The sequence below is a fragment of the Treponema saccharophilum DSM 2985 genome (genome assembly GCF_000255555.1).
GTDB lineage: Bacteria > Spirochaetota > Spirochaetia > Treponematales > Treponemataceae > Treponema_D > Treponema_D saccharophilum.
This window is the reverse complement of the sequence record NZ_AGRW01000046.1, coordinates 55,611-81,037: the sequence shown is the minus strand read 5'-3', so window position 1 is coordinate 81,037 and position 25,427 is coordinate 55,611. Positions and strand designations below refer to the sequence as shown.

Sequence of the window (25,427 nt, the reverse complement as noted above, 5' to 3'; positions counted from 1 at the left end):
TATTTTTTCTACCAACAACATACTCTGCAATGCGGGAATTTTCAAGGCACGCAGAACTTTGCAGCGGTGATTTTTCCTTGCTTCGACTTACCTCGACTACGCTCGGTAACCGACGCTCGGCAACCGAAGCAAGGGAAAATGAGCTATTTCAGCGTTGCGGTTTCGAGACCGTTCTGAGTGCCGTAGCCGAGTATTGGCTGGTTGCTCTTGATACCGATACCTACGCTGTAATCGAGCGGGATTGATGTTGAAGCAAGTGGAACTGTCATGACTTCCCAAACGCCGGTGAAGTCGTCGTTGCCGTCTACGCCTTTGAGTTCATCGGCAGTCTTTGATTTGAGCAATGAGCCGTCCGTAATCCATGCAGTTCGCACGGTGTACGAAGTCTTGTTGAACGAACTCATGAAGCTTGAAATGTACGGAACATAATCGCTTCCGACTTTCTTGACGCTGATGCTGATGTTCGTGCCGCTTGAAAGGTACGAGTCAACGGTCATCGTCTTTACGGCAGCTGGGTTCGTGTAGTCCTGGACATACGCATATTTCAAGTCGCCGTTTGAAGCGTCGTAGTATGCGATGTGGACTCCGTTTGCGCCGTCAACAACAAGGTCAACATACCATCCGACAAAGTTGTCGTCGATTTCAACTGCGTTAGACCAGCCGGAAGAATCTGAAGGCGTTTTGTTGTAGGTGTAATACAATCCCTGGTCTGCTTCTGAGTACCAGACAACTACAGCAGCAGGCGTTGTTTCATTTGTAGCACCGACTGCGCTGTATTCACCGGCACGGGAAGCGTTGTCTGTTTTTACCACAGAGTAATCCGTAAATGTTTTATCTGAACCACCTGCTATAATGTGATAATTAGGAGCCGATGAATTATTATAAGTTCTTCGTCCCTGGGTATATACATGACTCATAATTGCACCATTTCCTGCACCAGTTCCATAACGGAACTTTAACTGCCCTGTAGCACTGTCATAATATGTCATATAAAGTGCATTGTTTTTATCAGTTGTAATTTTTGGATTACGAACTCTTGTTCCATAGAAAGTTCCATCATAGGTTCCACTTTCTATTGCAAGACCATTATTTGAGGAATCATAGGCATATTGCGAATCTGTGTACTTTGTATTATTTGCAAAGAATAAGTTATTCGCATCAGCTCCTGCATATGTTGCATTACCGCCTGCGGCTGTATCACCATTCATCGAAGATCCATAGAAATTGCCATCCTTGTCTATAGCAACAGCAGTATCAAACCACTGGCTCCATGAGTAACCAATTTCAAAGTCATCTCCATCTTTATACGCTCTTACCTTGTCATTTCCAGAATCATAGATAAATGCAATTTGTCCACTTGCATTCACACGCATGTTTGGATAACGAACAAGTTTATTACTTACCACCTGCTTCACATTCCATACCGCAACCTTGCAATCGTCGGTGAGAGTAGAGTTGTTCACGTTGTTCGGCTGGCGGTTGTAGTAGTTCTTGTACTTGTCGTAGCCGCTTGTGTTTTCTGCGTCGTAAGAGCCTTTCGCGTCGTTGTTGTTCTTGTTGTTCAGAGAAGAAACTCCGCCCACAGTTACGACAACTTCGCCTGAATTCATCGCGCTTGTGACATTTACAGTGTTTCCTGTTGTCGCAGTACCACCGTTCACGCTTACGCTTGGAGAAGAGCCGAAGTTGAAGCCGTTTACAGTGAAAGTTTCGCGCTGTGTATCACTATAATAGTAAACCGGATAAGAGCCTGTGGCAGAGCGGCCGAATACAGAAGAATCTTTCTTGTATGCGTCGCCGACCTTGTTCTCTATTCCCGTAATATACGGAACGACATCCACTACATAAACCGGGAAGTTTGTTGTTCCGTCTGTTACAGTTCGCTTGCCGTTAGTTACGGTTGGAGCTGTGATTGAAGTTGTGCTTGTCTCTTTATTTGCAGCATCCTTTGCAGTGACGGTAAGAGAAACGTCTTTATCCGCAGCAGTTGAGATTTTTTCAGTGTCAATGTCGAGAGTCCAGTATACTTTGTGACCGGCCTGACCGAAGTATGCAGTGTCACTGTAGTGACCGTGATAAACCTTGTTGCCGTCTTCATCCAATGTTGTGTCGTTAACTGCGAAGACATAACCGTCACCGATTGTTGATGAAGTAATAACCCATTTCATTACATCGCCAACTTTCTTGTACTCGGCAACCAGCTGGCCTGTCTTAAAGTCTCCGAAACTGAAGCTGATTGAGCCGAGCCTGTAGTTGTCGTAGGCAGTTCCTGTAAAGCGGATCTTACCTGAAACTTTCGGGTCAGAGTCGAGATATGTTCCGCCCTTCACGCCTTTTTTGTCCCAGCCTGTGAGAGGTGTTGTGTTATCTGAAGCAAGTGCCGTCCAGTCTGCTTCCAGTTCAACGTGTCCGTTTGCTTTTGAGCCGCCATAGAGAGAGTTGTCTTCTGCAGAAGCCCAATAGAACGGATTAACGACAACAGTCGGAGGCGTTGAATCGCTCTGAGCAACCTTGAAATTCTTGACGTAGAGAACCGCATTCTGAGAACTTGTTCCCTGAGTTGTCTCTTCCGTAGAATCCCAGAAGGTGAACGACATGCCTTTTGAATCGGCATCACTACCGACATCATCTTTGGCTACGACATAAGAGTACATCTTGTAACTTGCATTCGTTCCTTTGAGCGTTCCTGCGACAGTTCCTGTAAAGCTCTTTGAAGCCGTAGCCACCGCGTTGTTTTCAGAATCAGTAGTTGTTACGACAGAGCCAGCCGAAGTTTTTGCATACCATGTTGTGCTTGCAGTTCCTTTTGTAACGACAGCCTTTGAAGTTGCCGCGTTATTCAGAACCATGCCGATTTCGCCGTTTCCGCCGACGAATTCCGGAACAACTGCAAGACCGTTTTTAATCGTGAAGATACCATTCTTGAATTTTGGCGTTGCAACATTTTTTACAGTCGTTGTGGCAGTAAAGTCAAGCTCGTAAGCAGACTTTTCTGTTCCTTCCGCACCAAGGATATCGTATTCAACAAGTTCCTCAATTGAAGAAGAATTTGTGTAGTTTCCGTCGCCGTTCAAGTCTGTTCCCAGGAAGACTTTTGCGATGCGCGGTGCGTTGTTTGAAATCTTGGTGTTTATCGTTCTTCCAGCCACGTTGCCCGCATTGTCGAAGGCAAGGATTACGAGAGAAACAGGGCCGTCAGGCATGTTGTTTGAGCGGATTGCCGCATCCCAGGTCCATGTGCTTGCAGACTTAGAGAATGACTCAGGCATTCCGTCGCCGTCGTCTCCCGACTCAAAAGTAAACGTATCGCCGGAATAGCTCTCGATTTTTTCGCTTGCTGAGTTGTCGATTACCTGTGCAATCGGGAAGTCCGCGGTAACGCTGGTCTTTGCCTCAGAAAGTGATGGAGTGAAAGTTACTGTCTCTCCAGTTTTTCCTGTAATTGTTCTGAGAACGCCGTCAATATAAACAAGTCCTCCAAGCCGTACATGAGCGTCATAAGCCGTGTCAGAAGTGAAAGTGTCGGTTGTCGCAGAACCGGAGTACGATTTTGCGTAGAGGTAATATGTATCGTTGCCCTGAGTAAACGGAATAGCCTTTACTGTGCCATCCATTTTGACTTTGCTTGCCGGCGCGTTATTCCAGCTCATCGGATCCATAACAACGTTTTCAGCAATTGTTCCAGTTTCGCCGTTCTTTCTCATGTAGTAGAACACGATGTTCTTTACACCGGAAACTGAATCGAAAGAAGAGCCTGAAATTGTGAACCTGTAGTTTGAATCTTCTATAGATTTAAACTTCTTTGATTCATTCGTTTCGTCAAAGCCAAGTCCGTTTCCTGTGAGTTTGTCCAAAGTCGGAGCAGTCTCGTCAATCTTAAAGCTGAATTTCTGTGTTGATGTGTGGTCAGTGTCGCTTGCATTGACCGTAATCTCAGCAGAATCCAAATCTTTCGGAATCGGAATGTAGAGCCGCACACCAGTTTTTGTAGTCGTCGTTCCGTCAGAATTTGTGAATTCCTTAGAGACATTTTCCTCGACGAAGTAACCTGTACCAGCCGCAAGTGAAGAGTCGCCCTTCATTACGCTGTATGGCGTAGTTCCAGAAAGCCCTGATTCGTCAAGCAAGGTTGCGACAAGAGTCCAGTTTCCCTTCAAGTACATATCTGCGTCGTACGGCAGGATTGAAGTCGGTTCTGCTGTCGGTTTTGCACCAAGAGCTGTCTTTCCGTCACCGTATTTATTGACAGATGCCGTAATTACTGGAGCAGATTTGTCTATATGGATTGCAATCTCGTTGTCACCGCTTGTCCATGCACCGAATTTTCCTTCCGCGTTTACACCGCAGGCACGGAGTGTAATATCATTGGTTCCAGTTGATGGATTCAGTTTTCCGTCTTCGTTGAGCTTAAAGTTCCATGAAGCCGTTCCAGTTGCCTCGATTCCCCACCATGCGTCAATTTCGGTTTTAGACTTGAAGCCAAGTCCCTTTATGAACTCTTCAGACAGTGAAGAATCTTTCGAGTACGTTGTAGTACCGCGAATCTTGTTGATGACATCGTATACGCTTACAACTTTTAATCCGTAAGTTGCTTCCGCTCTTGTTTTATCAGTTTCGCCGAAAGTTGCTGAAGCGTCTGCGTCTGCAATCTGATAGTAAATTGAGTTTACCGTAGTCTTTCCTGATGGAATGATTGCAGAACCTGTTACGCGGATTGTTCCGCCGAGAACCGCATATTGGTCAGTTTCCGACTTGTAGTTTTCTTTTGTCGGATATGAGAATTCAAGTTTCGGCTTGTCTGCGTCAGGGTTGTGCTTGTACTTGTATGACGTTTCAAAAGACGTGTTCCCCAGTGCGTCCGTAGCCTTGAACCAGATTGGCAATGTGTAAATTCCGTCGGCTGTAATATTATTGCCCGCAAACTTCTCATCGTCGTAAACAGTAAGGCTCGGGTTTCCGATTTTGAATTTGAATTCTGTTGGAGTTGACGCCCCTTCATTATATTTTCCGTCAAAAACAAACTTCCAAGAAGTTACGGTTGAATCCTTTTCGAGAGAGTCTACACCACCGTTCCAATTCAAGGAAGTTTTATTGAGGTATGCAGTTTTATCCTCAGCTGCATTATACGCTGTTACCTGGTTTGTATCAGGAACGAGCCACTGGATGTTTGCTGTACCAGCAACGCCTTCATCGCTTGCGTTTCCAGAAATCTCAACGTCGCCGGAAACTTCCGAATCTATTTTCGGCTCGATTTTTTCAATCTTCGGCGGCATATTGTCAACGTAGAAGTTGCATGAACCGTTACCCGCAAGGCCAGCCTTATCGTAAGGAGTTATCGAAACAGAAATCTGGCATGCAACATCTCCGAAGTCCTTGAGGTCCACAAAATCAGTTGTCCACGTTGCATTTGTATCTTTATTGTCAGAGCCAACGAATGTTCCGTTAGCCTCACAGCCGGTATCTACAGAACCAATTTTTGCAGCCGTAGCAAGTTTTTTGAGAGATTTACCTTTCTCGTCTTTGAACTCAACCGTTATACCCGCAACTCCGCTTGCGTCGTTTGCCGTAAAGTAGAATTTAACGTACCTGCGTTCAACTCCACCAACCTTAAAGCTTGAATTTAAAGTTGCGTTCGTTGTCGGTTTCTCTGCTGTTGAAAGTTCATAAGCAACACCCTTGTCGTCCTTAGCCGGCGCAGCAGTTTCTTCATTTGCAGCATACGGAACTCCTTCCATAAGTTCTACGGTCGGGTTCTTTCCATCTGCACTGTAATTGAACACAGAACTGTTCAACGACTCTGCCGTGCTTTCAGCCTTTGTTACAGTAATTTTTGGCAATGCAAGTGTGTCAGCAACAGTTGTTCCTGCGGTTGCGCCAGCTTTTGTTGCAGTCGTATAGAAGATTTTTCCACCGTTATCGATTACGAGAATATAGAAGTGCTTCAAGCCATCGTCTTTATCAGAAGGCTCAAATGTAAATTCACCTGTAGAGGCCTTCCATGAAGAAGAAAGAACCTTATTTTCGGCTGTGCGTGTCGTATTATCAGAAAGAGTTTCGATTACAGAATATGTTCCGTCATCATTCTTTGTCGCAGTAACAGGATTCTCCGTCATGTAGAATTCTTTTACGACATTTCCGCTCGTTGAATCGTCGTCAGAAATGATTCCGTTTACCTGAGCATTATTTCCGTACATGAGAATAAATGAATCGCCGTTTGGAGTAAGATTATTTATCTTCACCTTCGGTCTGTCCGAATCCTGAGCGACCTTGATGCTCACCGCGCCCGATTCTTTCACGTTTCCGGCAGAGTCCGTTCCCACCGCGCGAAGCTGGTATTCAGTGTTGTCAGAAAGTTTTGTCGTGTCGAAGCCTTCGACTTTGAACGTGTAGCTTCCACTCAATGCGAGATTCGGCATTGTCGTTGTAGAAGCCTCTGTCCAAGCAGTGTCGCTTGCTTTTTTGTATTCAATTCGCGTGATTGCGTTTGCCGGAAGAACGTTCGCGTCGCTCATTGTGCCTTCGAGCGTAATCGTGCCGTTCACCTGAGTTCCAGCCGTCTCGGAATCAGCGTCCGTCGGTGACGAGAGAGTGATGTTGTCGAGCTGCTCATCGACGATTACAGTCGCGACATTGATTGACTTGGTGTTTCCAATGCCCGCGCAGTCCTTCGCTTCGAGTGAAACAGAAACAGTGCCGCTTGCGCCCGCAAAGAATTTGTCGTTGTTCACGGTCGCAGTCCATGTCCATTCGTTGTCCTTATCGTCGGTCTTTTCGATTGTGAGAGTTCCGTTTTCGTTCGTTGCCGTTCCGCCGGTTGCGTCGTTCTTCAAGACGATTTCTTTCGTTCCCTGCTTGAGCGTGATGCTGTAGAGGCCGGAATCCGCGTCGCTCGCTTTTCCAGACAGAGCCATCGTGCCCTTTTTGTTCGTGTATTTGAGTCCTGCAACGCTTGAACTTGCGTCCGGCGTTGTCTCGTCCACGTTCAGGGAAACGTTGCTGTATGTAGTGTCGCCCACCTTCACCAAGTCGAGTGCCGCGTTTCCAACGTTGTCGACAGCGACGAGGATAAGGTAGTTCTTTCCCGTGCTGAATCCAGAGAGGACGGAATTGTAGTTCGATTCCACGGTCGCGTAAGATTTTGTGCTTCCGCTCAAAGTTCCGAGATTAGAGACAAAATCCTTGTACTCGCCTGAGGTCGTGCTGAACGAAGTCGATTCGCCGTCTGCGTTCTTGAGCGCACCTGTGTAGAATACGCGGCGTTTTGCGTCGGAAGCTATGACTCCAGGAGCGAAATAGCCGGTTTTGTCCGTCTTGTAGTTTTGGAGGAAGTCATCCGCCTTTTCGTTGAGTTTTGTCTGCAAATCAGCTTCGGAAACTCCCGCCAAATCAGTCTCGGAGATGACTTTGTAGTAAATCATCGAATTTCCGCTTCCAGTGTCGCTCAAAGTTCCGCGGATTTTTATCGTCTTCGAGTTTCCGTATGTTCCTTCGGCGTATTTTCCGCCAACGTCCTTGTCCAAGTCTGTGAGCGTCTCAATGTCGTCGTTGTCGTTCTCGCCGATTCGGAAGAACACGTCCTTCTGCTTCGCGTCGATTGCGTGGAGGGCTTTCGGCGCGATGTCGTCGATTTTTACGAGAACATTCTGAGATTCAGTGTTTCCTGCGTTGTCCGTCGCTGTAATCTTGAGAGTGACAGAGCCTGCCGAAGCATAGTTTGAAAGGTCGAGCGTCACAGGAAGGGCCGTAACGTCCTTTCCGTCGATTTGAGAAACGATGTCGTTCGTGCCGTCATTGACCACAATCGACTTGATTCCAGACTTCGAGTCCTGGACGGAGCCTGAAAGAAGGAAGTTGTTTCCGCTGTGGATGTAGTAAACGGTTTTGTCCGCGCCGTCGATTTTTTCGCTTGTCTCGTAGACGCTGTATGTGCCTCCCCCGTCCGAAAGCGAAACGTTCTTTATAGTAGGCTTTTCTGCGTCCACGTCGATGCTGAAAAGCTTCGATGTGGATTTGTTTCCGGCCTTGTCGGTGACGCTCGCCTTTACGGCGTAAGTCTTGTTTTCGAGAGTCGAAAGGAAGTCAACCGGAATCGTTGCAGTCCAAGCGTCAAGAGTTCCGCCGCTCGTTTTAGGAGAAGCCGTTACCGTAGTCTTAACGTCACTCTTTCCGTTTTCCGTTACGGTAAGTTCCACAGACGCAACGCCTGAAGAATCATCCTCCGAAGTTCCCGTTACGGTGATTGGAAGAGATTTGTTCGAGTATTGGCTTCCAGAAAGCTCAGAACTTACAGTCGGAACTTCCGAATCAATAAAGATTTCAAATTCCGTAGCGTCGCTTGCGTTTCCGGCTTTGTCCACGGCAACGAATTTGATTTTGTTTGCGGTAGCCGCGTCGTCCGTCACCTTCGCGATGAATTCGCCCAGATTCTGCTTGAAAGAGCCGTCCGTGTTCGGAGCGAACGAGTCGGAAACAGGTTCAGTCTCGCCGGCCTTCGTTACGCTGTATTCAACATGGTCGATTCCGCTTCCGCTTTCAGCAAATTTTCCCTCGAACTGCAGCGTAGAAGACTTGTACCAAGTGTGGTTCGCGCCAGAAGCGAACGCTTTTCCGCCGACCTTGAAGTCGTCTCCGCTCCAGACCGGTTTTTGGGTGTCGAGACCGAGTTTCAAGTCCACAGAAGATTTCTGGCTGTAATTGTCGCTTGCCGTGAGCGTGAGCGTGTACAAATCGTCAGTTGACGGTAGAATGATTGAACCAGTCCAGTCGTAAGTTCCGGAAGAGTTTTTCGCATCCGCAATTGAATATTCGAATGTGTAGGCAGAAGAATCGACTTCAGTTCCGTCGGCTTTTGCCACAGAACATTCGATTTTGGTCTCCAATTTTTTAGAGACAGTTCCTGCAAGTGAGAATTTTCCTTCCTCGCCCGCCTTGTTCGTGTAGGATTCGTTGTCGGGAGAAGAAACTTTAATCTGCGGCGCGCCTGAGTCGATTGCGATGAGGAACGGCTGCACAGACCTGATGTTGTGGTCGCTAGAATCGATTCCGCTCACGTCCGCCGGAATGTCCGAGCCGGAATCGAACGCGTCGATTCGAACTTTGTAGGTGCCCTCCGCGCTCGGAAGCTGGTAGTTCAGCGTGTATGTCGATTTTCCGATTTGGGTTTTGAACGGATTCGAGTACAAGTCATAAACTTTGTCGTCTTCAAGAACGGTTCCGTCCTTGTCGTAGAGAGTCACCCAGATTGTGTCTATCGTGTCGTCGTCCTCGAACGAAACCTGCAGGCGGTTGTTGCTCGTAGTTCCGAAGAGGTTCACCTTGTCGTTGATTTGATTTTCAGCGGAGACAGCCGAGTTTGCGTTTTCAAGTGTGATTATCGGGCGGTCGGTCTCCTGATAGATTACGAAGGCTTTTCCGTCAACAGTGTCCGTCTTTCCGTTCAAAATCGGGTCTTTCGACGCGTAGTATGTCGTCTTGTTTCCGGCGTTGTCCTCCGCCATCAAAACGACCTCGACTTTTATCATCGGGTCGCGGTTTTCCGACGTGGCGAAGAGGTTCGAGATGAGAGACGTCTTGAATTCCTGGCTAATCGAATAGACCTTTCCGAGGGATTTGTCCAAGCCCGCGTTTTCAAGCGCGGCTTTTATAGTCGCATTCGACTCTGCCAGCTTGAAGATTGAATCGGCTTCTGAAAGTTCCTTGGTCAAGTCCGTGCTCGCCCAGATGTCGTAAGTAACTTCGGAAAGGTTCTGCTCCTCGATGCTTCCCTTTATGGTGACGGTTCCGTTCAAATAGATGTACTTGTCTTTGAGGTCGTTTCCGAGCGGCTCGTAAAGTTCCACGCGCGGTTCCGCAGAGGAGATTGAGATTGCCGGGAGCGTCGTGTCAACATGGACGCTGCGGCTCGTCTCCGCCGTGTGTCCCGACGACGACTTCGCTTCGAGCGTGAGCGTGTAGAGATACATTTTGCCGGATTCTCTGGCGGCAGCGATTGCGCTGTAGTTGGCGAGTTTTTCAGGGACGAAGTGCCATTTGTCGGCAGAATCGAAGAAGAGAGCCTCGTTCGCGGTCCACGTCTTTCTGTTGTTCGAATCAAGCTCGCAGCTGATTGTCTCGGTGGCTTCCCCGACAGATTCGCCGGTAGTCTCGTCTGTGACTGTGAGGCGTGCGGTGAGTTTCTGAACGAAGAGAGAAGAGCTTTTGACGACGGCAGTTCCCGTGAATTCAAGGTCGGCCTGAGCTGTTGAGGCGACGATTGAAAGATTCTCCGGCGTTTCGATGACCGGGTTCGGAGGCACGCCGGCCTCGTTTCCCTCGAATCCGAATTTCTGCTTCTGTGAGAATTCAACGTCGTCCACGTCCGTTCCAGTGACGGCGACAATGTAGAATTTTTCGAGCTTTATGACACCCGCGGGAAGCGTTGCGGAGAATGTCTCCGTCGAAACGGAGCTTCCCTTTTCGTTGTGCTTCGAGTAGTCGTAGATGAGGAGCCAGTCGCCGGTCTTCTCACCCTCGGTGAATTCAGTCTCCCCGGCGTTCTTCACGGTCTTCCACAAATCGCTTATCTGACTTTCGATTTCGTCGGAGTCAGTCGGGCGCGAATCGAATTCCTTTATCCAGACCTTGACGCATTCGGGGGCGATGTTCGTGTTGTCCAAGCCCGCCTGAATCGTCACCGTTAGCGAATTTCCAGAAGACGCGCTCTGCACTGTCGCGTCGGCATCGAAATTGAACGCGAAGCTGTTCACGGTGTAGGTCGGGTTCGCATCCGGGTTCAGCGAGAACGAGAGCCTGTTCCCGTCGTTATCGGAAGCCGCGGTGTCCTTCGCCTTTTCGGAAAGAATCTGGCGAACGTTCTCTTTGTCCGCCGTTCCCGAATACGTTCCGCTGATAATGTCCTTCAAATCGGCAGCGGAAAGTCCCATTCCCTTCTTCGCGCTCATCAGCTCAGAATAAACGTCGTCGTACAGATACACGACCGACGTTTTGTTTCCTTTGTCGTTTATCACAGCCGAAACGACGGAGCGCTCGCCGGACACAGGCTCGTTGTACACCTGCGCGTTGTCGCACAGAGAAATTTCCGCATAGTAGCGCGCCGTTCCTTCGGCATCCTTGCTTGTCGCGTCGTTGTACAGTTTCGAGTAGCGGTCGTTTCCGCTCTGCGCAATCGTCACGCTCGTTCCGCCGGCAGTCGCAATCTCCTCCTCGCGGAAGAATTCGCCGATTGTTCCGTCATCGTATGATTCGGAAGAGACAACATTCCCGTTCTCATCGAAAATCTTGACGTCCATGAGGGAAATCGTGTGGTTGTCGGCAATCGTTCCGTCAATCGTGAACACGGAACCGTATGCAGACGGCTTGAGGTTCTCGCTTTTTACGACGCCCGGCTTCGATATGATGAACACTGGCGCGGTGTTGTCGAGGTCGAACGTGCGCGAGCTTTCGCCGGACGAGTGCCCCGCGCCATCAACCGCGCTCGCGCTGAACTGGTATGTTCCGTCGAGATATTTGTATTTCCCCGTTTCCTCGATATACGGGTTCACATCGACGCGCCATGATTTTCCGCCCGCGTCTATCGTCGCATTCAGCATGTCCACGACTTCCTTCGTCTCCGTGTTCACAACCTGCACGGAAACGGACGCGACATCTTTGTCGTCATCGCACGAGCCGTAAAGAACGAACGTATCCTTTATGACAGCCGCAATCGGCGGGTATTCGATTGATAGCGTCGGCGCCGACGTGTCCACCGACTCGCCCAAACCGACATCGCAGCCCGCGACCGCGAAAAGAGAAACACAACATGCAACTGACGCCGAAATCTTCCTGAACATCTTCATCACCATATCATCCATAAAAAACTCACTCATATCCTCAAAAGCGGAAGAAATCCCCCGTTTCCAAAATAACGAATCCGTACGTCAACGCCGCAACTGCGCAGCTTGGCGAATTCAAACTGCTATATCTGCGCGGCTTTGAGCAACGTTTTTCCCCCGCTCAGACACTCAATTTTCCGAACAGGTGCGACAAAGCGAGGAAATCGCCCCATTTGGAGCAGACATCCTTGCCTTAGTCCGCAAATGTCAGATTTTTTATAAAAGCACACCGAAAATCATCCCGATGCATTACATTTTGAAATTGCAAGAAAAACAAAACTCCATATTGTCTTTGTCACTCAAGAATCAAAACAATGGGCGCAAATAAGAAATATGTTGTATCCAACAACAAAAAGCACGGGAAATATGATAACTTTCAAATATATATCTTATATTATTTTCGGTTCTTGGGAAACACGAAAGAGAAAAAAAAGAACCCTTTTATAAAAAAAATCGGCCTGTCTGGATTGAGAATGCCGACGGTCAAAATTCCCACCGCGAATTTTTCGGGAGCATCCCGTTCTTGTATTCAGGACGATGCCGCATGTGCACGGACACATTCCTCGCGGGCCTGTGATTCCGCCACAAGCTGCCCGTCACTATAAAAATCATACAAGCCAATATAAAACATGCTCATTGTCAAAGAGGATTTCATCAGCAAAGAAGAATATGTCTCAAGAATGGAAACGGCGCGATGCTCAACCCGCGAGTGGATTCCACGCTCGAGGCGCTGTTCACGCAGCCGACGAAGGAGTCGAAGGCAGCGTTGCATTCTTTTTTGGAAGCGGCGACGGAACGCAAAATCAGGATTTAATCCAGAAACTCACAAACAAGGAGGCAGGACTTATGAACGCACAGAAGTCACTCTCGAACATCAGCGAGAACAAATAAATCCGCTTGTTTTTCGCACCACGCGCGCACATAAAAAAACGCCCGCACCACCACAGAATGCGGCGCGCGGGTGTGTGTGGAAGCAAGCGAAATGCCTGCTTGCGTTATCGCATCTGGGCGGTTTCAAGGCATGAGCCTGTAGCCGTTGAAATCTGATAGCCGAGAACACCGTTTGCAGTTCCGTTACCGAATGTCTTGCTCCAGTTGGTTGAGCTGTAACCGTTGAAAGTTCCGCCGCTTGAGCTGTTCTTGATTTCTCCGCCAACCTTAGAATCTTTCAGAACTCCAGATGACTTCCAGACACCAACGTTCACCTTATCCTCGCGGTTTGTTGTCATGGTACTTGGTGTTGGTACAACGGCAACTTCCCAATCGCCTGTGAAAAGTTCGCTGCTGTCGGCACCGTCTGCAACTTGCGTGAATGTCGCAGTCGAATCTTCGATTGTCGGGTCAACAAGGTAAGCGTATTTCGGCTTTTTGATTGCGCCAGTGTAGTAACCGATGTACGGAATGCTGTGATTTGCAGAATTTACCGCAACATCCAAAGTCAAATGCTCGCCGACAGAACCAGACGCATCGACTGTACAAGTCTGCGCATCGCTTGAATATGTGTCGAGGTAAGCGTACATTACGTCGCCGTTTCCTGCATACGCCGCAACGTGCAGATGATTATTTTTGTCCGCAACGATGTGGCAGTATTCTCCGCCTTCAGAGAAGATTGTCTGCGGTGTTGACCAAGAAGCCGCCGTCTCATTGCCTTTCAACGAATTCCACTTAGAAATCGGGTCGGTGATGTAGCTGAACTTCATGTTGTTCGCTTCAACGTCATACCAGACAACACAGACGACATCTCTCGTTCCATTCTTCACAACTGCAACATCAACATACTGTCCGGCACCGCGTCCTGAAATTCCTGCGACAGTCTTGCTTTCTGTTGCAGAAGTCTTGAACGTTGCGCCTGCAGATCCGTTTGCGATTATCTGGCAGTTGTTTGTCTTGTAGTAAGATGAAGCACCGTTTGTGTATTCATCCTGGAAACCGCCTGTAGGTTGCCTGTCAGTTCCAGAGAACGTTCCAGCCCTGAAGCGAATCTGGTTACAGAGAGCGTCGTAATAAACCATATAGAGATTTGTCGTACTGTTTGTCTTATTGACTGTCGAAGCGAATTCCGAAGAAAGGAATCTGTACTTCATAAGAGAGTAGTCAAGACCACTGGTTCCAGTTTTCAAGCCAATTTCTTCAAGGCGAAGAGAATTACTTCCGCTGAGAGTTCCTTCAGTATCTCTTCTTCCTTGTGTCCATCTACTTGAATAGAAAACCCATTTGTCAACCGAACCACTTGTATTCGTGTCACCGCCCGAATCTACGGCATAGGTATAGCCAAGCTCGTCAACGTGGAAGCCTACGCAAGGGCTTGCGAATGTGTCGTAATCGCCAGCCCAGTAAATTGAAGAGTAGCTGTTCGTTGCATCGTATGCAGTAGTCTTATTTGTGTTACCGCCCATGCTGAAATACAAACCACCGTTTGCAAAAGCGTAGTTCAACATTCCGGTCGTCTGGTTGATTTCCATGTTGATTCCTGCCGCAAGTCCGTTAATCGGTTCTGCCGCCCGGTCATTGAATTCCCAAACGTCGAATACAATGTCATCGGCGAGAATGTTGTTCGTGTCACCGTTCGGCTGGCGGTTGTAGCAGTTTGCATAAGCCGTTCCAGTACCACTTGCAGCACCTTTCGAATTATTGTTGTTGATGTTGTTCAGAACCGAAATGCCGCCGACTTTAAGATTCAAAATGCCGGATGAAAGTTTTGCTACATTGAAGCTAACTTTCTGACCATAAGTTGAATCTGTACCAACTGTGAGTTTGAGATTACCAGTAGCAGTTGTAACAAATGAGTTGCTTCCGCTCGTGATTGTTGCAGTGCTGCTGTTCAAGTTGAAGCCATACAAAGTGACATCTTCGCTCGTCGTAGTTTTCAGCGTTATTCCGCTGATATTTGAGACAACCGACTGAACAGGGTAATGTCCGAGCGCAGTTCTGTTGTAAACAGACCAGTTTGAAGTCTTGTTCTTTGCAAGGGTCGTATAAACCTTCGTAACATACGGCACAACGTCCATCTGGTAAATCGGATAGTTCGTCGTTCCGTCGGTTACAGTGTACGTTACTGAATCAGAAAGTTCCTGTCCCGGAATGTAGTTTGGACTTTTTGTTGGAGCAGAAATCTTTGTGCTGTCGGTCGATGTCACATTGCCAGAAAGGTCTGTCGCAAGTACGGTAAGGCTCATGTCAGTCGCAACAGTTGTGCTGAGTTTCTCTGTGTCGATTGAGAGCTTCCAGTAGATTTTGTGTCCTTTCTGACCAAAGTACACGCTGTCATTAAATACGCCGTAAGAATCTCCTGCGGCTTCAGTAATTGAAACTTCGTAGCCGTCATCTGACATTGTTGCAGTTGCAGGAGTCCATTTTGACGTATTCTGGTTGTAGGTTGCCATCAAAACATTATTAAACGGCGTTACAGTTCCGTTTGAGAATGTGAATGCAAGGCTTTTAAGAGAATGTTCGTCATAAGCCGTTCCTGTAAACGTGATTTTGCCGGAAACTTTCGGGTCTGTACCGAGAACGCTTGTTATAGATGTATTGTCTTTGATGTCGTTCTCAAGCTCAATGTGTCCTTTAAGGTCTCCGATTGAAGAAACTGTGTAATTATCATCTTCGTCGGTTACGTCCGAGCCATAGATTGAGTTCGAATTAAGTTTCTTCCAGTAGAACGGATTGACAACAACCTTCGGTGCAGTTCCGTCAACGAGGTCGAACTCGAAGTCCTCTACAAGGAGAACTGCATTCTGCGAGTTCGTGCCCTGCGTGCGCTCTTCCGTAGAATCCCAGAAGGTGAATGAGAATGATTTGTCTGTTCCGTCGTCGCTTTCTACTGGCCCGGTCGTCTTTCCGACGAGTTCCATGTTCGTAAGTTCGTAAGCAAAGAACTTGTTTCCGACTTTGGAAGCCGCAAACGTGTCAGCAGTAACAGTTGTTGTGTCTGTAAGAGCCGTTGCACTTGTTGCCGTAGAAGTCTTATCTGTAATCGAAGCCTTTGCAGTTCCGTTTGCGCTTGTAACGGCAGTTTCAGTTGTCGCGCCTTTCTTTGCGACCATCTGAATGCTTCCGTTTCCGCCAACGATTTCAGGAATGACGGCAAGCTTGTTCTTTACCGTGAATTTTCCAGTGCTGTTTGAAACATAATCCGAGTAATCCTCTGCGAAGCTTGCAAAGTTGAGGGTGTATGTTTCCTGCTCGTTTCCTGCCGCACCGAGGATATTGTATGTTTCGAATTCCTCGTTCTCGTACTTGCTGTTGTTGTTCAAGTCGGTTCCGAGGAAGACTTTCGCGAGTTTAGGCGCGTTGTTTGCAACCATAACGCTGTATGATTTTTTTGCCACGTTGCCGGCCTCGTCAAATGCGAGGACTACGAGAGTTGCAGGTCCGTCAGGGATATTTACAGAATGGATTGAAGCATCCCAAGTCCACTTCGTTCCGCTCTTTGTGAACGATTCAGGCATTCCGTCGCCGTCGTCTTTTCCTGTAGCAAACGTAAACGGATTGGCAGAAGTCAATTCCGGCGTATTGTTCGCGTCGATTACCTGCGCAATCGGGAAGCTGACTGTTTTTCCGCTTCCGATTGAAGAAGAAGATGACGCAAGTGCCGGCTCAAAGTTCACAGTGCTGCCAGAAATCGAAGTGATTTTTCTGTAAACGCCGTCAATGTAAACAAGTCCGCCCTCCCTGATATGAGTGTCGAGAGTTCCTTCGAATGTGTTTGCAGTTACACTTCCGCTGATGTCTTTTGCATAGAGATAGAATGTTTCGCTGCCTTGAGTTATTTCAAGAGGAGTCAAACCGCTCATTGCGACTTTTGAATCCGCAGTACTTGTCGTAATCATCGGGTCGAGGAGGCAGTCATTTGTAGTTGTCATTGTCGTCTCGTCGTGTTTGCGCATGAAGTAGAATACGACACGCTCAACGCCGGAACCAGAATCCTCGGATTCACCACCGAACGCATAGACGGAGTTGCTTTCGATGACAGTGTTCTCGCTAGAGACAGAAAGCAAAGTTTCGTTATTCTTTATGCTTGCCAGTGTCGGAGCATCGTTGTCAATCTTGAAGCTGAATTCCTGGTTCGCGACGTGTCCCGTAGCGTCGGCATCTTTTGCGACTACCGTATATTTGACCTGGCTCTTTTCATGACTAATCGGGATGAACACTTTTCTTCCCTTCTTCGTAGTTGTAGAGTCCGTGATTTTTGGAAGATCTGTAACATCCACGTTAACCGAAGCCACGAAATATCCGCTTCCGGCTGCCAGTGTTGAAGTTGTCTCGGAAGAGTCCTCTATCAATGTCTGCTTGACTGTAAGCTCAGAAATGCCGGTCTCATCGAGAATGTCGAGAACGAGATACCACTGTCCGCGGAGGAACATATCAGAAACGTAAGACTGACCTGAGCTTGAAGCTACGGCAGAAGTTCCCGAAACAATGTTCGAAGAAGTGAGCGTGTCAGAATACTGGTTCACCGCGCTTGAGATTGTCGGAGCGGCATCGTCGATGTGGATTTCGACGGACTCTGACCATGCGCCGAATTTTCCGTCCGCATTGATACCGCAAGCACGGAGCGCAATGTCGTTCGTTCCAGAATCTTCCGCGCCAGACGGGTTCATGCCGTCATCGCTGTTCAAAGTGATGTTCCATGAAGCAGTTCCGTTCGCCTTGACACCCCACCATGCATCCATTGCAGCCTTTGACGAGAATCCGTATGTTTTTGCGCCAGCATCATCGGTAACAGTCACAGCTGTGCCTTTCAATGCCTCTAATGCCTCGTATGCGCTCACAACTGTGAGCCCGTAGCCGCCGTCATTTTCGCTGTAGGTGTATGAAGTTCCGTCGGTTTTCGTTCCGGTCTTGTTCTTAATGTCCACAGCTGTGGAAGCTTTTGTTTTGTCACTTGCAGTAAATCCTGCAGCGGAATCTGCAACCTGAACGTAGATTGCGCCGACTGTCGTAGTTCCCGAAGGGATTTCAGCAGAACCTGTGGCGCGGATTGTGCCGCCGAGAGTTACATAGCCCTGGCTCGTTCCAGAAGCATTCTTGTCATAATCCTTCGTCGTCGGATAAGTGAATTCTGTCTTAGGCTTATCCCACTGAGGATTATGGCGGATTGAGAATGAAGTATACACAGTGCTGTTTCCGAGATTGTCCGTCGCCATGAAGTAAACAGGCAAATTGTAGATGTCGCTTGTCGTGCAGTCATCATTCGTCGCAAAGTCAGCAGAATCGTAAACTGTGAAATTCGGGTTTCCTGCGTTGAATACGAAGCCATTTGCGTTTGACGAAGCTTCATCATAATTGCCGTCGAATTTGAATTCCCACACGTTTACGGTAGCTTCATCATAAAGAGAACCCGTTCCGCCGTTCCATTTGAGACCTTTGTAATATGCAAGCTTTTCAGCAGAATCAGTTTTGCTTCCCGCAGTTGTTCTTTCTGTATCAGTCGGAACAATCCACTGAATGGTGTATGCGCCCGCGCTTCCCGTGTCGGTCGTCGTTCCTTTTATCGTGATGTCGCCAGTGCATTCCTCGTTCGTAGCCGGGCTTGTGACGCTGATTGCCGGTCCTGTGTTGTCAACGCTGAACGTGAATGACTGGTTTCCTGTGAGTCCTGCCTTGTCGTACGGAGTAATGTTCAGGGTTACCGTTCCCGTCGGAACCTCAGAAATGTCGATATTTCCAGTTTCCCACGTCCATGAAGTGTCAACTCCTTCTTCTGTCTGAGCCCACTTTGAGTTGTCGTTCTCATATGTTACAGAGTCATCTTCGACGAGCTCAACTCCGGCAATGTATTTCTTATTGTCTTCTTCATTTACATCCCAGTTTGTCGCTTTGTTTGCGATGTAATGAGTCTTACCATTAGAATCAATGTAGTAAAGGTCAAGTGCGAGACCTGCGATTCCCGAAGCGTCGGTTGCGGTAATCACAAAGCTGATATTCTGCTTTTTCGTTCCGCCCACGACGAAGCTTGAAAGAAGCGCGTTTCCACTTGAAGAAGCTGCTTTTCCGTCCACATCAATTCCGCTGTCGCTTTCAGTAGTTTCCGCAACAACTGGCGATTTCGAGTCTGATTTGTATGTGAGATATGTTGCGCTCTCTTCTTTGTCCGAAGTCTTGTACTGGAAGTAAGGACGGGCAGTAACGGTTGTATTTGACGGATAGAGAAGTGCCGTGCAGCCTGTGTAAACAACTTTTCCGTTGTTGTCTTCCGCGTAGAAATAAACATCTTTTGAGCCGTCTTCCGTGTTGGCAGGTGTGAACGTCCATTCACCAGTAGATTCGGTGAAAGTCGTCGTGCCTGTAAGAGAAGATGTATCGACTTTTCCATCAGAGCCGAGTTTTATTTCGGAAGAAGAAGCTTTGAATACTTTTACGACTGCGGAAGAAGTTGCGTCGTCATCTGAGATGCTTCCTGAAATCTGCGCGTTCGTTCCGTACTTGAGGAAGTATTCAGAGCCGCTCTTTGTAATGTTTGTAACTTTTACGATTGGGCGGTCAGTGTCCTGAGAGACTTTCACGAGTTTCGCTTCTGAGTAGCCTTCGTTTCCGGCCTTGTCAACAGCAACAGCCTGAATGTAATAGTATTTCTCGTCTGCAAGTTTTGTCGTGTCAAAACCTGCAACCTTGAATGAGTAGTTGCCCGTGATTGAAAGCCCGCTCAAAGTCTGCCAGCTAGCTGAATTATTTGCAGGCGCAGAAGTTGGCTTTGTATCAAATTGAGCGTAGCGGATTTTCGTGACCGTGTTGCTGACATCGTTTTCGCCATTTTCCCGCAATGTGTTTTCGTCTTCCACAGTTCCCGAAAGCGCGATTGTTCCGTTGATTTCGGTGTCATCGTTTTCCGTAGAAGAATAAGCGTCGCTTATAGAATTGAGCTTCACCCTCGGCAGAACTTTATCGACTGAAATCTGGCCTACGCTCACAGTCTGCTTGTTTCCCTCGCCCGCATTGTCGATTGCGGTCGCGTAAACAGGGCAGTTTCCGGATGAAATAGAAGAGAAGAGTGATTTTGGAATTTTTGCAGTCCACTTCTTCTTGTTCGAGTCATTCTCCGTGTTGTCATCGCCGGTCGCATCTTCAACAGTAACGTCAGAAACAGCCTTGTCCTCTTCGCCAATCGTGACGCTCACGCTGACAGACTTGATTCCAGAATTTGCATCCGTAGCCGTTCCCGTGAACACAATGTAAGCGTCGTCGCCCTCGCCTGCTCCGTTCGTAAGTGCAGTTCCGTTCTCGCCCTTAACGGTCGGAGCTTTTGAGTCAACGTTGATTGAATAGCAGTTGAGCGTTTTTTCATCCGCAGTGAACGTAATTCCGTCAATAGCTTTGTTTCCGACGTTATCGACAGCAACAAGCGCGAGGTAGTTCTTTCCTTCCTCAAAGCCCGAAATATTCGTCTTGAATGTGGACTCGATTTTCGTTCCGCCGACTGTTTTTTCTTCAGCACTAGAAAGCGGTGAGAAATAACCGGTCTTTTTTCCGTCCGGGTCTTTAGCGAAGTCAGTGAGTTCAGTTTCCGTCGGAAGAGTATTTTTGAAAAGTTTGTAGTAAATGAGCGAAGTTCCGCTTCCTGTTTCGGTAAACGTTCCGCGAACTTTGATTGTCGTAGAGTTTCCGTATGTTCCAGCGGTGTATTTTGCGCCAACGTCGCTCACAGAGTCTTCAGCAGCGTCGCCTATTCTAAAGTAGCTGTCCGTCGTTCCTTCGTCGTGCTGGGAAGCTGGGGCTGTAGTGTCGGAAACGAGCGCGATTGTCTTTTCCGCAGTGTTGCCTGCTTTATCCGTAAGAGTGAGTGTCGCGCTCGTGCTGTCGGAAGCGAGGACGACATTCTCGAATTTCCATTCAGAAAGTTTGTTCTCGTCCGTAATTGAACCTGCGCTTGTTCCGTTAACAAAAAGCTCAAGTTTTGCGAGTCCCAAATTGTCGGTCGCGATTCCAGAAACAGAGAATGTGTTTCCGCTCGTTGTGTTCACGAAATATTTGTCGTTTCCGCTTTCGTCCGTTCCCGACTTGTATGCAGTGTAAGATTCCGTTCCCGCGACTTTCGTTCCTGAAAGCGTTGCGCTCTGAATCTTCGGTGCAGTATTGTCGAAAGTGATTGCGAACAAGCTCGTGTCCGTGATGTTTCCGGCTTTGTCTGCCACGCGGATGTACACGTTGCCAGATTTCGAGATTGATGAAGAAGAAAGCGTGAACGTGAAATTCCCGTTTTCATCGACAGTCGCTTTGTTCGTGTCGGTTGCAGTTTCGGAAGTGACTTTGCTGTATGGAAGAATCCAGACTTTGCTGGTGTCGATTCCGCTTCCGCCAGTTTCGTCGGCGACTTTTCCTGCAATGTAGATGTCAGCGGAGCCGTTCGAATAGAAAGAAGACTCGACCGTTGTTGTCGGGTTCGCGCTCGTTCCGACTTTTACGCTGCCCGAAAGCTCAGGGGCGGTCGCGTCGATTGTGATTTTTGAGTTTGTAAGGGCAACAGCCGTTCCCGTAAATGAAGGAACAGTCGTGCCGCTCGTAGCGTATGCGCTTTCGTTTCCGAACGTGTCTTTTGCGAGGAGCGCGATTCCGTACGTTCCCGCGTCAACGCCGCTGAACGTCGCAGTCCATTTTCCGTCAGAGTCGATTGTAACGGCACCTTCTTTTGTCGCGCTTCCAACAAGATAAACTTTGAGGTCGCTTGCCGATTTTGTGATGTTTGCGTCCTTAATCGTTCCAGAAAGCTGAGGAGCTGACGTTGCGAATTCGTTCGTCGTTCCGAGCGTTACGCGAGGAGCGTTGTTGTCGCACGCAAGAGTGACTTTCTTTGTCGTCTCGCGACCGTTTGTATCTTTTGCAGTGAATGTGACTGTTTTTGAATCTTCAACGCTTCCATTTGAATCCGTCCAGCCGACTGTAACAGGGTATGTTGTCACATCGCCAGAAACAGAGCCAGTTCCAACAGTAACGGAAGAATTATCTGAAACAAGAGAATCAAGGTTCGTGTCGGCAACTTCAACCGAGAATGTTTTTGTGCTGTCTTTTGTCGTTGCGCTTCCGTTCGCAGAAACCGCATTTCCGTCAAAGCCAGTCACCGTGATTGCAGGAGCCGTCTTGTCGATTGTTAGTTCTATTGAAGAAGTTGAGACTTGTGTGTTTCCAGCGTTGTCTTTTGCGCCAAAGAAGGCATACAAGATTCCGTCTTCATTTTTTACAGAAGAAGTGTCGAATGTCGTTCGCCAGTCATCGTTTGTCTGGTTCATGGCAGTCCATGTAACACTGTCGTAAGAAGAAGGTGCCGTGTTGTCTTCTGAAAGATAATATCCGACTGTAGAAAGTCCACTTCCGCCATCGTCGTCGCTTACTACAACATTCAAAGTAACATAGCTTGACTCATCGAGTTTTACGGTCTGCTTTGAAGTCGGTTCCGTAATTGTCGGCTCGTTCGGGTCCATCGAGAATGTCACGTTCGTAGAGGATTTCTGCTGATACTTGTCCGTGGCGGTGATTTTCAGAATGTATTTTTTGCTTGTGTTTGCTGGAAGAGCTGAGAGCGGGAACGTCCATGAAGTTCCGTCCATAGTTGCCGAGAGCGTTGCCGGCTGTGTTGCAAGTTCCTGCAGCTCCGAATCGAGGAATACGGCGGAAATTTCAGTTCCGTTGTCGAAGCTCTTCGTAGACGGAGAAACAGTTCCCGTGATTGAGTCGGTAGTCGAAACGTATGCCGAAACAGAATCCACGCTCAGTGTCGGTGCGCCGGAATCAACCGCGATGAAGAAGTTGCCAACTTCAATTCTTCTGAAAGCGTCCGTAAATGATGTGGCTTCCACTCCGACATATCCACTGTCGCAAGCGACGACCTTCACCTGGTACACGCCCTCAGTCTCAGGCAAAAGATAGTTCAGGCTGGCTGTTGTCTTGTTCGGAGAAAGCGAATATGGATTCGCGTCGCCATAAGCGTCGTTAACAGCGGCGAGAGCCGTTCCGTCAGAATTGTAGAGATAGACCTCGTATTTTGCCACGGAGTCGTCATCCTCAAAGCTCAATGAAAGCTTGTTGTTGCTTGTCGTTCCGAAAAGGTTTGTCTCGGAGTTTATTCCGCTCTCGCTCGTCACAGAAGAGTCCGCGTTGCCGAACGTGATTTTCGGGCGGTCGGTCTCCTGGTATATGATGAAGTCCTTTCCATCGTTGTATTCATCGGAAGAATAAATTCCGACATTGCCAACTTTGTCCGTCGCGGTAATGACCACGCGTATTTTTATAGGCTGGTCCTTCGCAATTGCGCCACCCCGTATCATCCCTTGGGTGACCATCGACGACATGAACGACACGTCGATTGAGTTCGATGTTTCGAGATTTCCGTCGTAGGCGGCAGGAATATTCGGATTGTTCTCAGTGGCAGCTTTCATCTGGGCAAGAATGGAATCAGAGGCGGTAAGCTCCTTAGTCAAATCAGTAGAAGCCCAAATGTCGTAGGTAACAGAAGCCAAGTTCTGCTCGACGATTGAACCCATTATGCGCACAGTTCCGTTGATGTACACGTTGTCGCTTCCGTCGAAGTCCGCTCCAGAAACCGTCGGCGTGACCGTCGTGATTGTGACGACCGGCTTCGTCGTGTCGAGCTGCACCATGGTCGACATCGTGATGTTGTGCCCGGAAGAGGATTCAGCAAAAAGGCTCAGCGTATATTTCGTTGCAGCTCCCGTTTCGGAAACGAAATTCGGGATTTTTGAAGGCGTAAACGTCCAGATGCCCGTCGAACGGTCGAAAGTGAACGCCTCCCCAAGCTCAGAATCCTCGCACGCCATATCCTCCGCGACGGTCATGCGCGAAAGGGTGATTTCGCGGCTTCCGATATTCGAGTTGCTTCCGCTCGCCGCGGTAACCGTTCCGACGAGTTTCTTGACGAAAAGCGACTCGCTGTTCACGACGGCAGTTCCGACGAACGAGAAGTCGGAAGCGTTGACGAATGCAGCGTTTTCCGGCGAAGTGAATTCGATTGTTGGCGCAATTCCCTGCTCGTTGCCCGCAAATCCGTACACCGTGTTGTGCGAGAACGCAACGTCGTCAACGTCGTAGCCCGTCGCCGCGAGAATGTAGTATTTGTTGATTTTTATGTTCGTCGGCAATGTGATTGCGACCGACTCGACATCGACGGAACTTCCCGTATAGTCGCAATAATCAAAGATGCACGTCCAGCCGTCCTCGTCGGATATCCGCTGCTTGTCTTCATCGGAAATCGTCTTCTCGCCGTCGCTTTTCGCGTTCGCGTCGAGCGGGCCGACTTTTCCTACGAGGCTTGCGATATCCTCTTTTATCGAGGACTCGTCGTTCGGTTTCGATTCGTACCTTTTTATCCAGACTTTCAGCGTAGACGGGTCCACCTTCACGCCGTCAAGTCCTGAATTCAGCGTGAAGTTCACGGTATTTCCGCTCGACGCGGACTGAATCGTCCCGTTTCCCGAAAAATCGAATCCGTACCCGGAAACCGTGTACGTCGGGTTCGACTCGGGGTTCAGCGAGAACAGAAGCTTGCTGTCCGTGTCGGCGGACGTGTCAGTCTCGCTTTCCGCCAGTTTCGCGAGCGCCTCATCGTTCGAGACAGTTCCGTTCAGGATGTTTTTGAGGTCGGCGGCGGAAAGCCCAAGCCCCTTTTTCGTGCTCATCAGCGAGGTGTATACGTCATCGTAAAGATAGAGCTTTGACGTCGTGTTCCCTATGGAATCGGCTTTCGATTCCGCGGCGCTCCGATCGCTTTCCGCCGGATTATTGTAGGTTTCCGCATTGTCGGAAAGAGATATTTCCGCATAGTAAGTTTCCGTCCCGCTGTCATTCGGATGGAGCTGAGAATAGCGCGTTCCGCTTCCGTACTGAGCTATCGTCACGCTCGTTCCGCCGGCAGTCGCAATCTCCTCCTCGCGGAACGACTCAAGCTGCTCGCCGTCGTACGTTTCGGCGGAAAGAAGCTCGCCCGTCGTGCTGCTGAAAATCTTCACGTCCATAACGGCGATTGTGTGGTCGTCGGCAATCGTGCCGTCAATCGTGAACACGGAACCGTATTTTGACGCGGATTTGTTCTCGCCCTTCCTGACGCCCGGCTTCGATATGATGAACACTGGCGCGGTGTTGTCGAGGTCGAACGTGCGCGAGCTTTCGCCGGACGAGTGCCCCGCGCCATCAACCGCGCTCACGCTGAACTGGTATGTCCCGTCGAGATATTTGTATTTCCCCGTTTCCTCGATATACGGGTTCACATCGACGCGCCATGATTTTCCGCCCGCGTCTATCGTCGCATTCAGCGTGTCCACGACTTCCTTCGTCTCCGTGTTCACAACCTGCACGGAAACGGACGCGACATCTTTGTCGTCATCGCACGAGCCGTAAAGAACGAACGTATCCTTTATGACAGCCGCAATCGGCGGGTATTCGATTGAGAGCGTCGGCGCCGACGTGTCCACCGACTCGCCCAAACCGACATCGCAGCCCGCGACCGCGAAAAGAGAAACACAACATGCAACTGACGCCGAAATCTTCCTGAACATCTTCATCACCATATCATCCATAAAAATCTCTCTCATATTCCCGGGAACGGAAGAA

The 25,427-nt window shown here is 48.7% G+C and carries 3 protein-coding genes; 1 reads left to right on the top strand and 2 read right to left on the bottom strand.

What is annotated here, in order from left to right:
• Positions 1 to 143 precede the first annotated feature (143 nt).
• On the bottom strand, positions 144 to 11,864 hold the full coding sequence (locus TRESADRAFT_RS07265; protein WP_141607246.1) for an Ig-like domain repeat protein: 11,721 nt from the start codon (positions 11,862 to 11,864) through the stop codon (positions 144 to 146).
• Between the two features lie 642 nt (positions 11,865 to 12,506).
• On the opposite strand from TRESADRAFT_RS07265, the gene TRESADRAFT_RS15995 reads away from it, so the two are divergent.
• A complete protein-coding gene (locus TRESADRAFT_RS15995; protein WP_141607243.1) occupies positions 12,507 to 12,761 on the top strand; it encodes a hypothetical protein in 255 nt (84 codons plus the stop codon).
• A 104-nt stretch (positions 12,762 to 12,865) separates the two neighbouring features.
• Here TRESADRAFT_RS15995 and TRESADRAFT_RS07260 read toward each other — a convergent pair whose 3' ends face one another.
• The gene (locus TRESADRAFT_RS07260) at positions 12,866 to 25,393 is read right to left on the bottom strand and encodes a hypothetical protein (protein WP_002704325.1); all 12,528 of its coding nucleotides are present in this window, start codon (positions 25,391 to 25,393) and stop codon (positions 12,866 to 12,868) included.
• Between the last annotated feature and the right edge of the window lie 34 nt (positions 25,394 to 25,427).